This window comes from Pseudomonas sp. GLN_2, assembly GCF_043106005.1.
Classification (GTDB): domain Bacteria; phylum Pseudomonadota; class Gammaproteobacteria; order Pseudomonadales; family Pseudomonadaceae; genus Aquipseudomonas; species Aquipseudomonas alloputida.
Window position 1 is genome coordinate 38,574 of record NZ_JBICMC010000091.1, and the last position, 15,221, is coordinate 53,794.

General features: G+C 60.1%; 13 protein-coding genes and 2 tRNA genes. All 15 read right to left on the reverse strand.

Annotation, left to right across the window (positions count from 1 at the left end):
- Positions 1–22: 22 nt before the first annotated feature.
- Positions 23–373 carry a BON domain-containing protein gene (locus tag ACF8Q6_RS23120; protein WP_003249976.1) on the reverse strand — a complete coding sequence of 117 codons (351 nt, stop codon included), beginning with the start codon at positions 371–373 and terminating at the stop codon, positions 23–25.
- Positions 374–634: 261 nt separating this feature from the next.
- Positions 635–2,740 carry a polyribonucleotide nucleotidyltransferase gene (pnp, locus tag ACF8Q6_RS23125; RefSeq protein ID WP_004575780.1) on the reverse strand — a complete coding sequence of 702 codons (2,106 nt, stop codon included), beginning with the start codon at positions 2,738–2,740 and terminating at the stop codon, positions 635–637.
- Between the two features lie 250 nt (positions 2,741–2,990).
- Positions 2,991–3,260: a 30S ribosomal protein S15 gene (gene rpsO / locus ACF8Q6_RS23130; RefSeq protein ID WP_003249971.1), complete on the reverse strand. Its 270-nt coding sequence runs from the start codon at positions 3,258–3,260 to the stop codon at positions 2,991–2,993.
- A gap of 147 nt (positions 3,261–3,407) precedes the next feature.
- Entirely contained in the window at positions 3,408–4,325 is a 918-nt protein-coding gene (truB, locus tag ACF8Q6_RS23135) for a tRNA pseudouridine(55) synthase TruB (protein ID WP_003249968.1), read from the reverse strand.
- A 3-nt stretch (positions 4,326–4,328) separates the two neighbouring features.
- On the reverse strand, positions 4,329–4,727 hold the full coding sequence (gene rbfA / locus ACF8Q6_RS23140) for a 30S ribosome-binding factor RbfA (RefSeq protein ID WP_003249967.1): 399 nt from the start codon (positions 4,725–4,727) through the stop codon (positions 4,329–4,331).
- Positions 4,728–4,843: 116 nt separating this feature from the next.
- Positions 4,844–7,384, reverse strand: a complete 2,541-nt coding sequence (infB, locus tag ACF8Q6_RS23145; protein ID WP_004575779.1) for a translation initiation factor IF-2 — start codon at positions 7,382–7,384, stop codon at positions 4,844–4,846.
- Positions 7,385–7,411: 27 nt separating this feature from the next.
- Positions 7,412–8,893: a transcription termination factor NusA gene (nusA, locus tag ACF8Q6_RS23150; protein ID WP_003249963.1), complete on the reverse strand. Its 1,482-nt coding sequence runs from the start codon at positions 8,891–8,893 to the stop codon at positions 7,412–7,414.
- Between the two features lie 59 nt (positions 8,894–8,952).
- On the reverse strand, positions 8,953–9,411 hold the full coding sequence (rimP, locus tag ACF8Q6_RS23155; protein ID WP_003249960.1) for a ribosome maturation factor RimP: 459 nt from the start codon (positions 9,409–9,411) through the stop codon (positions 8,953–8,955).
- A gap of 129 nt (positions 9,412–9,540) precedes the next feature.
- Positions 9,541–9,617: transfer RNA gene (locus tag ACF8Q6_RS23160), tRNA-Met, on the reverse strand.
- A 100-nt stretch (positions 9,618–9,717) separates the two neighbouring features.
- Positions 9,718–9,803, reverse strand: a tRNA-Leu gene (locus ACF8Q6_RS23165).
- Between the two features lie 21 nt (positions 9,804–9,824).
- Positions 9,825–10,223, reverse strand: coding sequence for a preprotein translocase subunit SecG (gene secG, locus ACF8Q6_RS23170; RefSeq protein WP_003249958.1), 399 nt, complete (start codon positions 10,221–10,223; stop codon positions 9,825–9,827).
- A 4-nt stretch (positions 10,224–10,227) separates the two neighbouring features.
- Positions 10,228–10,983 (reverse strand): triose-phosphate isomerase, encoded by a 756-nt coding sequence (gene tpiA, locus ACF8Q6_RS23175; protein WP_003249956.1) that lies wholly within the window; start codon positions 10,981–10,983, stop codon positions 10,228–10,230.
- Between the two features lie 65 nt (positions 10,984–11,048).
- Positions 11,049–12,389, reverse strand: a complete 1,341-nt coding sequence (gene glmM, locus ACF8Q6_RS23180; RefSeq protein ID WP_239606833.1) for a phosphoglucosamine mutase — start codon at positions 12,387–12,389, stop codon at positions 11,049–11,051.
- A 16-nt stretch (positions 12,390–12,405) separates the two neighbouring features.
- Positions 12,406–13,257, reverse strand: a complete 852-nt coding sequence (gene folP, locus ACF8Q6_RS23185; RefSeq protein WP_010955359.1) for a dihydropteroate synthase — start codon at positions 13,255–13,257, stop codon at positions 12,406–12,408.
- 8 nt (positions 13,258–13,265) lie between these two features.
- Complete coding sequence (gene ftsH, locus ACF8Q6_RS23190) at positions 13,266–15,170, reverse strand: ATP-dependent zinc metalloprotease FtsH (protein WP_012053749.1); 1,905 nt, start codon at positions 15,168–15,170, stop codon at positions 13,266–13,268.
- Positions 15,171–15,221 lie beyond the last annotated feature (51 nt).

The window sequence follows — 15,221 nt, forward strand, 5'->3', positions numbered from 1 at the left end:
CATTTGGCCGACGGGACATTCCTTATTCGGCTTTCAGGCCATCAGACATTACGCTCTTGACGCCTTTGATGTTCTTGGTGATGCGCACCGCTTCTGCTTTCTGCGATTCGGTAACCTTCACATCAGAAGACAGCGAAACAACACCTTGGCTGGTCTCGACTTTGATGTCGCTGCCTGGGATGCCTTTTTCAGTCAGCAGATCAGCTTTGACCTTGGTAGTGATCCAAGTGTCGGAGCCTTCTTGCTTGGCGTTGTCGACGGTGTTGGCCGCCAACATGACTGGAGCCTGGGTTGGCTCAGCGGCGAATGCACCGTTAGCCATGGTCAGGGTCAGAGCGGTAGCAGTAGCGGCAGCAATGGCGAACTTCTTCATGTGGGTCACTCCTGTTTTTCGAAGGGTCTGCGCCGTATGTCCTGGCGTCAGGTATGAAGGTAGTTGCATGGGCTGTGCCAGCTTGGCTTCTCCGTTTATTTCCTTTTAAATCAATCAGTTAGCAACACGCCATCACTGCTGCGGTCGTGCATTTTGCAATCTGCGCGGTAAACCTGCATGCAAGATGCAAGTCCGCAAAAGGTTCCCGCCCACATGAAAAAAGGGCCCCGAAGGGCCCTTTCTCTATTGCGTGACGGTCACTTAGACGCCCGAGGCCTTGGCCGCAGCAACGTCTTTGATCGACAGCTTGATACGGCCGCGGTTGTCCACGTCTAGTACCAGCACTTCGACTTCCTGGCCTTCTTTGAGGATGTCGGTGACTTTCTCGACGCGAGCATCGCTCAGCATGGAGATGTGCACCAGGCCGTCCTTGCCAGGCAGGATGTTGACGAAGGCGCCGAAATCGACAATGCGCTCGACCTTGCCGACGTAGATCTTGCCGATCTCGGCCTCGGCGGTGATGCCCAGGATGCGCTGCTTGGCAGCATCTGCCGCTTCCTTGGTTTCGCCGAAGATCTTGATCGAGCCGTCGTCTTCGATGTCGATCGAAGCCTTGGTCTCTTCGCAGATGGCGCGAATGGTGGCGCCGCCTTTACCGATGACGTCACGGATCTTGTCGGTGTCGATCTTCATCGCGATCATGGTCGGGGCGTTGGCCGACAGTTCGGTACGCGACTGGCCAATGACCTGGTTCATCTGGCCGAGGATGTTCAGGCGCGCTTCCAGGGCTTGGCCCAGGGCGATTTCCATGATCTCTTCGGTGATGCCGTTGATCTTGATGTCCATCTGCAGCGCGGTGACGCCTTTGGCGGTACCGGCTACCTTGAAGTCCATGTCGCCCAGGTGGTCTTCGTCACCCAGGATGTCAGTCAGGACTGCGAACTTGTCGCCTTCCTTGACCAGGCCCATGGCGATACCGGCAACTGGCGCCTTCATCGGCACACCGGCGTCCATCAGGGCCAGGGAAGCACCGCAGACCGAAGCCATGGAGCTGGAACCGTTGGATTCGGTGATTTCCGAAACCACACGGATGGTGTACGGGAACACGTCAGCAGCAGGCAGCATGGCCTGAACCGAACGGCGGGCCAGACGGCCGTGGCCGATTTCGCGACGGCCAGCACCGCCCATGCGGCCACACTCACCTACCGAGAACGGTGGGAAGTTGTAGTGCAGCATGAAGGGGTCTTTCTTCTCGCCTTCGAGGGTGTCCAGCAGCTGGGCATCACGGGCAGTACCCAGGGTCGCAACGACCAGGGCCTGGGTTTCGCCACGGGTGAACAGTGCCGAACCGTGAGTTTTCGGCAGCACACCCACTTCGATGTTCAGCGGGCGCACAGTCTTGGTGTCGCGGCCGTCGATACGTGGCTTGCCGTTGACGATGTTTTCGCGAACGGTGCGGTATTCGATTTCGCCGAAGATGTCTTTTACTTCGGAAGCCGAAGGCTGGCCTTCTTCACCGGAGAACTTGGCAACCGCCTGGTCACGCAGCTCACCCAAACGCGCATAGCGGTCGGCTTTGACGGTGATGGTGTAGCCCTGCGAAACCGCTTCGCCGAACTCGGCGCGGATAGCATTGAACAGCTCGGTGTTGGCAACGGCAGGTTTCCAGTCCCAAGTCGGCTTGCCAGCTTCGGCAGCCAGCTCCTTGACAGCCTGGATAACAGCCTGGAATTCGTCGTGGGCGAACAGTACGGCACCCAGCATCTGGTCTTCGGTCAGCTCTTGAGCTTCCGATTCAACCATCAGTACGGCGTCGGAGGTACCGGCAACGACCATGTCCAGGCTCGAGGCAGCCAGTTGCTCGTAGGTCGGGTTCAGCAGGTAGCCAGTGCTTTCGTGGAAGGCAACGCGGGCAGCGCCGATCGGGCCTTCGAACGGAATGCCGGAAATGGCCAGGGCAGCCGAGGTACCGATCATCGCGGCGATGTCCGGGTCGGTCTTCTTGCTGGTGGAAACCACGGTGCAGACAACCTGCACTTCGTTCATGAAGCCTTCCGGGAACAGCGGACGGATCGGACGGTCGATCAGGCGCGAGGTCAGCGTCTCTTTCTCGGAAGGACGGCCTTCACGCTTGAAGAAGCCACCTGGGATCTTGCCAGCGGCGTAGGTCTTTTCCTGGTAGTGAACCGACAGCGGGAAGAAACCCTTGCCTGGATCAGCCTGTTTGGCGCCTACCACAGTCACCAGCACGGTGACGTCGTTGTCGACGGTAACCAGCACGGCGCCGGTTGCCTGACGGGCAATACGGCCCGTTTCGAGAGTGACGGTCGATTGACCGAACTGGAAAGTCTTGATTACCGGGTTCACGGTTTCCTACCTTTTTCAGTGGCTCTTGGGGGAACTGGTTTCTTGCGAATTCTTGGGCAGAACGGGGAATCGGCCCCATTGACCGTCCAGATACAACACGAGGCTGGGAGCCTGGCACCAAGCGGAAAAACCGCTCAGCATTGCCAGGCTGCCAACCTCGGAGATACGCGTGAAGTGCCCAACGGCAGCGCTGCAAAACAGCCCTGCCGAAGCCTGCGACACCCCACGCACACCACTGACCAGGCCGCTATCAGCGACGCAGGCCCAGGCGACCGATCAGGGCGCTGTAACGAGTGGTGTCTTTGCCCTTCAGGTAATCCAGCAGCTTACGACGCTGGTTGACCATACGGATCAGACCACGACGGGAGTGGTGGTCTTTATCGTTGGCCTTGAAGTGGCCTTGCAGCTTGTTGATGTTGGCGGTCAGCAGAGCAACCTGCACTTCCGGGCTACCGGTATCGCCGGCGGCTTGCTGGTATTCGGCAACGATCTGAGCTTTTTCTTCAACGCTGAGGGCCATTTGGCTTCTCCTGATAACGGATCCCGCAAGCGGGGTCCAATAGGCCAGGGACAAATCCCTGTATTAATAAAAAAGGTGTGACCGTGCCTACTGACAGCCACCCTTGATGCCGTGGGGCTCGGCAACTGCCTGACCCCGCGGTTTCGGTCATTCCGACCGAATCAGCCGACGCGGCGCAATGCGCCCGTCTTCGCTCACTTCACCGATACCGATGAAGCGTGCGTTGTGATCCTGTACCCGCACCATGCCAAATTGTGGCGCGTCCGGCGCGCGTACCGCCTGGCCATGCAGCCAGTAGAACGCACTGTGTTCCGACAGGCTGACCAACGGCCAGTCCTGCAGCCCGCTGTCCGATGGCATCAGGAAGCGGTCGAGCGCTTCGTTGCCACCTTCGGCATGGGCCTGTTCGAGTTCCTCGAGGGTGACCGTCTGTGCCAGCGCAAAGGGCCCTGCCTGGGTCCTGCGCAGCTCGGCGACATAGGCGCCGCAACCAAGGGCTTCACCGATATCCTCCACCAGCGTGCGGATATAGGTGCCTTTGCTGCATCCTACGCTCAACCGTGCACGGGTGCCTTCGCACTCGAGCAACTCCAAGCGGTTAATAGTAACAGAACGCGCCTCACGCTCCACTACCTCTCCTGCACGTGCCAGTTTGTACAGCGGCTGGCCGTCACGCTTGAGCGCCGAGTACATAGGCGGTATCTGGCTGATCGGGCCGCGGAAACGGGGCAGCAGCGCTTCGATGTCGGCGCGACCAACGGTCACGTCGCGGGTCTGCAGCACCTCACCCTCAGCATCGCCGGTGTTGGTAGTCTGCCCCATCTGCATGACGGTTTCGTAGCCCTTGTCGGAATCCAGCAAGTACTGCGAAAACTTGGTCGCTTCACCGAAGCACAGCGGCAACACGCCGGTCGCCAGCGGGTCTAGGCTACCGGTATGGCCGGCCTTTTCCGCGTTCAGCAGCCAACGCACTTTCTGCAAGGCGGCATTGGACGTGAAGCCCAGCGGCTTGTCGAGCAGGATGATGCCGCTGACATTGCGGCGGATACGTTTGACCTGGGCCACCGCTTACTCCTTGGTGTCCGACTCGTCGGCATCCTTGTGCAGGCGGTCTTCGGCCACTGCACGCTCGATCAGCGCCGACAGGTGCACACCACGGCTGACACTTTCATCGAAATGGAAGTGCAGCTGCGGCACGCTGCGCAGTTGCATCGAACGCCCCAGGTGCAGACGCAGGAAGCTGGCGGCGCTATTCAATGCCTTGAGCGATTGCTGCACGGCATCCGGGGTTTCCTCGCCCATGACGGTGATGAACACCTTGGCATGGCCCAGGTCACGGCTCACGTCCACGGCGGTGATAGTCACCAGACCGACACGCGGGTCCTTGACTTCGCGACGGATCAGCTCGGCCAGCTCGCGCTGCATCTGATCGCCAATACGTTGGGTACGGCTATATTCTTTGGCCATTCTTGCTACCTGTAACTTAAAGCGGCAAACGCCCGGACAGACGAATGCCTGACCGGGCGCTACCTGAAGAGGTACCGCAAGCCGCCCTGTAGCAGGCGCTTGCGGCTCGCTCGCCCTTAGAGGGTACGAGCCACCTGGACTTTCTCGAAGACTTCGATCTTGTCGCCGACCTTGACGTCGTTGTAGCTCTTGACGCCAATACCGCACTCCATGCCCGAACGGACTTCGGAAGCATCGTCCTTGAAGCGACGCAGCGATTCCAGCTCGCCTTCGAAGATCACAACGTCATCACGCAGTACGCGAATCGGACGGTTGCGGTACACGGTACCCTCGATGACCATACAGCCAGCGATGGCGCCGAACTTCGGCGAACGGAACACGTCACGTACTTCGGCGACACCCAGGATATTCTCGCGAACATCGCTGCCGAGCATGCCGGTCAGGGCCTTCTTGACGTCTTCGATGATGTCGTAGATCACGTTGTAATAACGCATATCCAGACCTTCCTGCTCGACGATCTTGCGCGCACCGGCATCGGCACGCACGTTGAAGCCGAACAGTACTGCATTCGAAGCCAGCGCCAGGTTGGCGTCGCTCTCGGTGATACCACCGACGCCACCACCAATCACGCGCACTTGCACTTCGTCGTTGCCCAGGCCGCCGAGCGAACCCTGCAGCGCTTCCAGAGAACCACGCACATCGGTCTTGAGAACGATGTTGAGGGTTTTCTTCTCTTCCTGACCCATGGTCTCGAAGATGTTTTCCAGCTTGCCGGCGTGAGCGCGGGCCAGCTTGACCTCGCGATACTTGCCTTGACGGAACAGGGCAACTTCACGGGCTTTCTTCTCGTCGGCAACCACGGACAGCTCGTCACCGGCTTCCGGAGTACCGTCCAGGCCGAGGATTTCGACCGGGATCGACGGGCCAGCTTCCTTCACAGGCTTGCCGTTCTCGTCGAGCATGGCGCGTACGCGGCCATAGTTGGAACCGCACAGGACCATGTCGCCCTGACGCAGGGTACCGTCCTGAACCAGGATGGTCGCCACCGGGCCACGGCCCTTGTCCAAGCGCGATTCGACGACCACACCACGACCTGGCGCGGTTGGGGTAGCGGTCAGTTCGAGGATCTCGGCCTGCAGCAGAACGGCTTCGAGCAGCTCGTCGACACCGGTACCCATCTTGGCCGAAACCTTGACGAACGGCGTGTCACCACCCCAGTCCTCGGAGGTAACGCCTTCGACGGACAGCTCGTTACGGATGCGATCGAGGTCAGCACCTGGCTTGTCGATCTTGTTCACTGCAACGACCAGCGGAACACCGGCTGCCTTGGCATGCTGAACGGCTTCGCGGGTTTGCGGCATCACACCGTCGTCCGCCGCCACCACCAGGATGACAATGTCGGTCGCCTTGGCACCACGGGCACGCATCTGGGTAAACGCAGCGTGACCTGGGGTATCGAGGAAGGTGACCATGCCGCGGTCGGTTTCCACGTGGTAGGCACCGATGTGCTGGGTGATACCACCGGCTTCGCCAGCGGCAACCTTGGCACGACGGATGTAGTCGAGCAGCGAGGTCTTACCATGGTCAACGTGACCCATGACGGTAACCACCGGCGCACGCGACTCGGTCTGGCCTTCGAACTTCAGCGATTCGGCCAGGGAGTCTTCCAGGGCGGTGTCGCTGACCAGCGTGACCTTGTGGCCCAGCTCTTCGGCGATCAGCTGAGCGGTTTCCTGGTCGAGCACCTGGTTGATGGTGACCGGGGTCCCCATCTTGAACATGAACTTGACCACTTCAGCGCCCTTGACGGACATCTGGTTGGCCAGCTCGGAGACGGTGATGGTCTCGCCGATGGTCACGTCACGGATGACGGGGCCGGTCGGGTTCTGGAAGCCGTGCTGATTACGCTTTTTCAGCTTGCTCTTGCCACCACGGCCACGACGAGCGCCATCGCTCTCTTCGTCGGTAGTGCGCGGAGCAGCACGCGGAGTCGGCGCCTTTTCCTTCTCCTTGACCTTGACCTTAATCGACACACGAGGCGCCTCGCCACGACGACGGTCGTCATCACGGGTACGGCTTTCGTTGCGACGGGTCTCGTCTTTCTTGCGCTCGGCAGCACGGGCTGCGGCGTCTTCAGAGGCCGGGGCGTCTGCGACTACCGGGGCCGGCGCAGCGACCGGAGCAGCGGCAGGAGCCGGCTCTGGCTTGGCAGCAGGCGCAGGGGCGGCGGCGGTAGAGCCAGCCGCCTGACGGCGAGCCTGCTCTTCGTTGCGCTGGCGAACTTCGGCCTCGACCTTGTCGCGAGCGGCATTTTCAGCCGCGCGGCGCTCTTCCAGCTCACGCTTCTGCTCAGCCTGGATTTCTTCAGGGCTGCGCTGCACGAAAACTTTCTTCTTGCGTACTTCTACGCTGATGCTCTTGCTACCGGCGACACGCAGGGTGCTGGTGGTTTTGCGCTGCAAGGTAATCTTGCGCGGCTCTTCCGCCTTGCTCTTGTGGCTGCTTTTCAAATGAGTCAGCAGGGTCTGCTTCTCATTGTCGGTCACTACCTGACCGGCGTCGGTGTGCGGCAGACCTGCCTCACGCATCTGCTGCAGCAGGCGCTCTACCGGTGCCTCGACCTCTTGGGCCAGTTCTTTCACCGTGACTTGCGTCATGCACTTCTCTCCTCAGGCCGCGCCTAATTACTCGAACCAGTGGGCTCGGGCGGCCATGATCAACTTGCCGGCACGCTCTTCGTCGATGCCGTCGATGTCGAGCAGATCGTCGATCGACTGCTCGGCCAGGTCTTCGCGGTTAACCACGCCGCGCACCGCCAGTTCAGCCGCCAGGTCTTTGTCCATGCCCTCAAGGGAGAGCAGGTCTTCGGCCGGGTGGGCGTCTGCCAGTTTTTCTTCGGTAGCGATGGCCTTGGTCAACAAACGGTCCTTGGCTCGAGCGCGGAGCTCATTGACGATGTCTTCGTCAAAGCCATCGATGTTGAGCATTTCTTCCAACGGTACGTAGGCAATTTCTTCAAGGCTGGTGAAGCCTTCGTCGACCAGCACTTGGGCCAGCTCCTCGTCGACTTCCAGTTCCTCGATGAAATTGCGCAGGATGTCACCGGTTTCGGCCTGTTGCTTGGCCTGGATGTCCTTCTCGGTCATCACGTTCAGGGTCCAGCCGGTCAACTGACTGGCCAGGCGAACGTTCTGACCGCCACGGCCAATGGCCTGGGCCAGGTTGTCCTCGGCGACGGCGATGTCCATGGCATGGGCATCTTCATCAACGATGATCGCCGCGACTTCAGCCGGCGACATGGCGTTGATGACGAACTGCGCCGGGTTATCGTCCCACAGGACGATATCCACACGCTCACCACCCAACTCCCCGGATACGGCCTGGACGCGCGAACCACGCATGCCGATACAGGCACCTTGCGGATCGATACGCTTGTCCTTGGAGCGGACGGCAATCTTGGCTCGCGAACCCGGATCACGGGAAGCAGCCATGACTTCGATGAGGCCCTCGGCAATTTCCGGCACTTCAATGCGGAAAAGCTCGATCAGCATCTGCGGCGCAGTGCGCGACAGAATCAGCTGTGGGCCACGGTTTTCGGTGCGAATTTCCTTGAGCAGCGCACGCAGGCGCACGCCAACACGGAAGGTTTCGCGCGGAATGATGTCTTCGCGAGCCAGCAAGGCCTCGGCGTTGTTGCCCAGGTCAACGATGACGTTGTCGCGGGTAACCTTTTTTACGGTACCGGAGATGATCTCGCCAACGCGCTCACGGTAGGCATCGACCACCTGGGCACGCTCGGCCTCACGGACCTTCTGCACGATGACCTGCTTGGCGGTCTGGGCGGCAATACGACCGAACTCGATGGACTCGATCTTCTCTTCGATCACGTCACCGACCTTGGCTTCAGGGTGGGTGTCCTTGATCTTGTCCAGCCAGGTCTCGATCGCCGGATCATCAAGATCGGCTTCGTCGACCACGGTCCAGCGACGGAAAGTCTCGTAGCTACCGGTGTGGCGGTTGATTTCCACACGTAGGTCGACTTCGTCCTCAAAACGTTTTTTGGTTGCAGTGGCCAGGGCCACTTCCAGCGCTTCGAAAATGACGCCGGGCGGTACACCTTTTTCGTTGGATACCGATTCAACAACCAGCAGTACTTCTTTGCTCATCGTACGCCTCGCCTTGCGCAAGCCATTGGGCCCGGATAGTCCGCCGGGCCCGGCACGTCTCAGTCAAAACTGGGAATAATATTGGCCTTGTCGATCGAGTCGATCGGTAACAGGAACTCCTGGTTGTCCACCTGGACCACCACATCCTGCTCCTCCACACCGCGGAGAAGGCCCTGGAAGTTACGACGACCCTCGAAGGGTGAGCGCAGCTTGATCTTCACTTGTTCGCCGGCATGCGAGGCAAACTGTTCCAGCGTGAACAGTGGGCGATCCATGCCTGGAGAAGACACCTCGAGGGTGTACTCACTGCTGATTGGATCTTCCACATCGAGGATTGCGCTGGCCTGACGGCTGACTGCTTCGCAGTCGTCCACCAGAATACCGCCTTCCTTGTCGATGTAGATGCGCAGTACCGAATGCTTACCCTGGGAAACGTATTCGATCCCCCAGCACTGATAGCCCAGACCCTCGACAACCGGGGCCAACAAGGCCTGCAACTGTTCTAGCTTGCTCGACACCTGAACCCCCTCGTGCATGCTGTGCAAATAAAAAATGGGCGAAGCGCCCATCCCTGAAAGCGCCGTAGGACAACGACGCCGAAACTGTTCGGTTAGCAAAAAGCCCCTGAAAAGGGGCTCCGCTGAAGCTGGTTGCGGGGGCTGGATTTGAACCAACGACCTTCGGGTTATGAGCCCGACGAGCTACCAAGCTGCTCCACCCCGCGACAAAGCTGGGGCAAAAGTATAAGACCGAACCCTGTTGAGGGTCAAATCCAAACATTCACCTACAAGAAAGCCCGCTAAAGCGGGCTCTCAAGCTTTAATTGGTACCGAGAAGGGGACTCGAACCCCTACACCCTATGGGCACAACCACCTCAAGGTTGCGTGTCTACCAATTCCACCACCTCGGCAATACTACTACTTGAAACCCGTTACTTCTGCTCTTGAGCCGGAGGAGGTACATCACCCGTATTACTGGTGGTTTCGCTCTTCTGCTGCTGGAGCACCGGTACATCATCATTAACTGCCGGTTTTTGCGGCTCTTTCACTTCTAGCACTGCTGGATCTGGAAGACCTGCTTGGCTAAGCTGGTGAGCTTGTTGCTTCGCGAAGTATCCTAACCCAAGTGCTGTCAAAAAGAAAGTGGCAGCGAGTATAGCAGTTAATTTACTTAGGAACGTTGCAGAGCCTTGGCTCCCGAACACGGTATTTGAAGCCCCCGCACCGAAAGATGCACCTGCTTCAGCACCTTTACCCTGTTGCAACAGAACCAGCACTACAAGCGACAGCGCTGCCAACAGATGAAAAACAACGATGACTGTTTCCAGCATTTGTTCAGTTTCCTGCGGCGCGACAAATTGCACCGAATTCGTCTGCGTTCAGGGAAGCCCCACCAATGAGCCCCCCATCGATATCCGGCATGCCGAACAGTTCGGCCGCATTGGCCGCCTTCACGCTGCCGCCGTATAGTAACTGCACCTTCGCAGCCACTTCAGCATCTTCTGCCGCCAACTGGCCGCGGATGGCGGCGTGCACATCCTGGGCCTGCTGTGGCGTGGCCGTAAGGCCCGTACCGATGGCCCATACAGGCTCATAGGCAATTACTGCATCGGCAAAAGCCTTAACACCGAATGCTTCGATGATACTGCTTAGTTGACGCCCGACAACTTCGAGCGTTTTGCCAGCCTCGCGCTCCTCAAGGGTTTCCCCTATGCAAAGCACTGGCTTCAAGCCTTTGGCCTGGGCCGCTGCAAACTTGCGATTGAGCACTTCGTCGGTTTCACCAATAATCTGGCGACGCTCCGAGTGACCAATCAACACCAACTTGCAACCTGCTTCAACCAGCTGCTCCGGAGCAACTTCCCCGGTCAGCGCACCCTGTTCGGGTTGTACAGCAGAATTCTGTGCGCCGACAGTAATTTCTTTACCTGCCAGGCCATCAATCACCTGATTGATGAACAAGGCCGGTGGAAATACGGCGACTTCCACTCCGCTCGGCAAGGCGAGATTGCTCAAGCCTTTGGTCAGCTCAGCGACGCTAGCGCGGGTACCGTGCATTTTCCAGTTACCAGCTACCATAGGGCGACGCATGCTTTACCTCGTCGGTCAAAGTGGGCGCAGATCTTACCCAACCAGATCTGCGCTGGCAAGCGCCTTCAGACACAAACTTCGCTGACCAGTTTGGCCAGTGCTTCAGCATGGGCCCGCACCTGGCTTTCGTCTTCGCCCTCAACCATGACCCGCACCAGCGGCTCGGTACCGGACTTGCGCAACAGCACGCGACCACGCCCCGCCAGCGCATCGGTAACCTTGGCACTGGCTTCCTTGACGGCGGGGTGCTCCAGCGGGTCGACCTTGCTGGCGCCAAAGCGCACATTGATCAGCACCTGCGGGCACTTGCGCAGGGCCTGACGGGCCTGAGCCAGGGTTTCACCCCGCCGCTTGAGCGCCATCAGCACCTGCAGCGCGGCAATGATCGCATCGCCGGTGGTGGTGTGGTTGCAGCACACGACGTGACCGGAGTTTTCACCGCCGACCAGCCATTCACGCTCCAACAGCTCGGCCATGACGTAACGGTCGCCGACCTTGGCCCGCACAAACGGGATGTCCAGGTCCTTGAGCGCCAGCTCCAGGCCCAGGTTACTCATCAGCGTACCGACCACCCCGCCTTGCAGCTTGCCATGCTCCTGCAGGTCGCGAGCGATGATGAACAGCAGCTCGTCACCGTCGACGATGGCGCCCGTGTGGTCGACCATCAGCACGCGATCGCCGTCACCGTCAAAGGCAATGCCGAGATCGGCATGCCCGACCAGTACAGCAGCCTGCAGCGATTCGATGTGTGTCGAGCCGCAACCTTCGTTGATGTTCAGGCCGTCCGGTTGCGCATGCAGCACGGTCACGTCGGCACCCAGCTCACGGAATACGCTGGGCGCAACCTTGTAGGTAGCACCATGGGCGCAGTCGACCACCAGCTTGAGGCCGTCGAAGCTGGTGCTGCTCGGCACGCTGCTCTTGCAGAATTCGATGTAACGGCCGGCGGCATCGTTGATACGCGAAACCTTGCCCAGCTTGCCCGACTCGACAACGGTCATCGGTTGGTCGAGCAGCTCTTCGATCATCAGCTCGACCTCGTCCGGCAGCTTGGTGCCCTGACCCGAGAAGAACTTGATGCCGTTGTCATCGTGCGGGTTGTGCGAGGCACTGATGACGATGCCGGCTTCGGCGTGGAAGGTACGCGTGAGGTAAGCGATGGCCGGTGTCGGCATCGGCCCGAGCAGCATCACATCGGCACCTGCCGCGGACAGGCCGGCTTCGAGTGCGGACTCGAACATGTAGCCGGAGATACGCGTGTCCTTGCCCACCAGGACGCGGCAATGGCCTTGTTTGCGGAAGGCCATGCCGGCCGCCCAGCCAAGCTTCAGCATGAAGTCAGGCGTGATCGGGTATTCGCCGACGCGGCCACGAATGCCGTCGGTACCAAAGTATTTTCTGCTCATAGGGACTCCAATGTTCTTATTCGGCGTTTTGCACCGCAGCGATCATGCGTACCACATCAACGGTTTCGGCCACGTCATGTACCCGAAGGATGCTCGCCCCTTTGGTCATGGCCAACGCCGCCAGCGCAAGGCTGCCGTACAAGCGCTCGCCGACCGGACGTTCCAGCGTCAGGCCGATCATGCTCTTTCGTGAAACGCCCACCAGCAGTGGGCGCCCAAGGCGATAGAGCGCTTCCATGTGTTTGAACAGGCTCAGATTGTGCGCCAGTGTCTTGGCGAAACCGAAGCCCGGGTCAAGGATGATTCTATCAGCGTCAATGCCCGCTGCCGCGCAGGCGGCCATCCGCTGTTCAAGATAACGGGTGACGTCGGCGGTCACGTCCTGGTACTGCGGATCGTCCTGCATGTTGCCTGGCTCGCCACGCATGTGCATGAGGCACACCGGCAGACCGGTATCCGCCGCAGCGTCCAAGGCGCCGTCGCGCTCCAGGGCCCGCACGTCGTTGATCAGACCGGCCCCCAGGCGTGCCGCTTCACGCATGACGGCAGGCGTAGAGGTATCGACCGAAATGACCACGTCGAGGCGGCTGTTGATGGCCTCGACCATTGGCGCCACACGCTCCAGTTCTTCGGTCACCGAGACTGCGCGCGCACCTGGGCGCGTGGACTCGCCACCGATGTCGATCAGCGTTGCGCCGGCGGCAACCATCGCTTCGGCGTGGCGCAGGGCCTCGTCGCGCTGACTGAAGCGACCGCCATCGGAGAAGGAATCGGGGGTGATATTGAGAATACCCATGACATGGGTATGCGACAAATCAAGAACCCGGCTGCCGCAAGGCAACCGGGTGGGGTACTGCACTGAGCTCATAGATGCCCTTAGTGTTCAGCCGCTGGGCCGCCGATTGGCGATTCCGGACGCTCATCCTGGGCCGCGGGCGTGCCCGAGTGCTTGTCATCGTCCCAATCACGTGGCTCACGTGGTGTGCGCCCAGCCATGATGTCGTCAATCTGATCGGCATCGATGGTCTCGTACTTCATCAGCGCTTCGGTCATCGCCTCGAGCTTGTCGCGGTTGTCGATCAGCAACTGCTTGGCAGTGGCGTAGCACTGATCGATGATGCTGCGCACCTCGGAGTCGATCAGTTTGGCCGTCTCGCCGGACACGCTGGCATGCTGGCTGCCGGCACTGCGGCCGAGGAACACCTCGCCCTCTTCCTCTGCATACATCAGCGGGCCAAGCTTCTCGGACAGGCCCCATTTGGTCACCATGTTACGGGCGAGCTGGCTGGCGCGCATGATGTCGTTGGACGCCCCGGTGGTCACGCCATCGAAGCCCAAGGTCATCTCCTCGGCGATACGGCCGCCATACAGCGAGCAGATCTGGCTGATCAGCGCACGCTTGGACAGGCTGTAGCGGTCTTCTTCCGGCAGGAACATGGTCACACCCAAGGCACGACCACGCGGGATGATCGAAACCTTGTAGACCGGGTCGTGCTCAGGCACCAGGCGACCGACAATGGCGTGGCCAGCCTCGTGATAGGCCGTGTTTCTCTTTTCCTTTTCGGACATGACCATGGTCTTGCGCTCAGCGCCCATCATGATCTTGTCCTTGGCCAGCTCGAACTCTTTCATTTCGACCAGGCGCTTGTTGGAACGCGCAGCAAACAGCGAAGCCTCGTTGACCAGGTTGGCCAGGTCGGCGCCGGAGAAGCCTGGGGTACCACGTGCGATGACCGCCGGGTTGACGTTCTCGCCGATCGGCACCTTGCGCATGTGCACCTTGAGGATCTGCTCGCGACCACGAATGTCCGGCAGGCCAACCACCACCTGGCGGTCGAAGCGGCCGGGGCGCAGCAGCGCAGGGTCGAGCACATCCGGACGGTTGGTGGCGGCGATGACGATGATGCCATCGTTCATCTCGAAGCCGTCCATCTCCACCAGCAACTGGTTGAGGGTTTGTTCACGCTCGTCGTGACCGCCGCCCATGCCGGCGCCACGATGGCGACCAACGGCGTCGATTTCGTCGATGAAGATGATGCACGGGGCGTGCTTCTTGGCCTGCTCGAACATGTCGCGCACACGGCTGGCACCGACACCCACGAACATTTCCACGAAGTCCGAACCGGAAATGGTGAAGAACGGTACTTTCGCCTCGCCCGCAATGGCCTTGGCCAGCAGGGTCTTACCGGTACCGGGTGGGCCAACCATCAGCACACCGCGCGGGATACGGCCGCCCAGGCGCTGGAACTTGCCCGGATCGCGCAGGAACTCGACCAGCTCGCCAACCTCTTCCTTGGCCTCGTCGCAGCCCGCAACGTCAGCCAGCGTGGTCTTGACCTGGTCTTCGGACAGCAGGCGTGCCTTGCTCTTGCCGAAGCTCATCGGCCCGCCCTTGCCGCCCGCGCCCCCTTGCATCTGGCGCATGAAGAACATGAACACGGCAATGATCACCAGGATCGGGAAGCTCGCCACCAGCAACTGCGTCCAGATGCTCTGTTGCTCAGGCTGCTTGCCTTCGACGACCACGTGGTTGTCGACCAGATCGCCGATCAGGCCATTGTCGGTGATGGCCGGGCGCACAGTCTTGAAGTTGTCGCCATCGGTGCGCTTGCCAGTAATGATGTAGCCATCGACGGTCACACGCTCGACCTTGCCATCCTTGACCTGCTGGATGAAGTCGGAGTAGTTGAGGGTCTGCGGCTCGTTAGGGCTGGAGAAGTTGTTCATCACTGTCACCAGGACAGCTGCGATGATCAACCACAGGATCAGATTCTTTGCCATGTCGTTCAATTAGCTACCCTCTGAGGCCGGCGCACGACGCAGCCGTGCCTC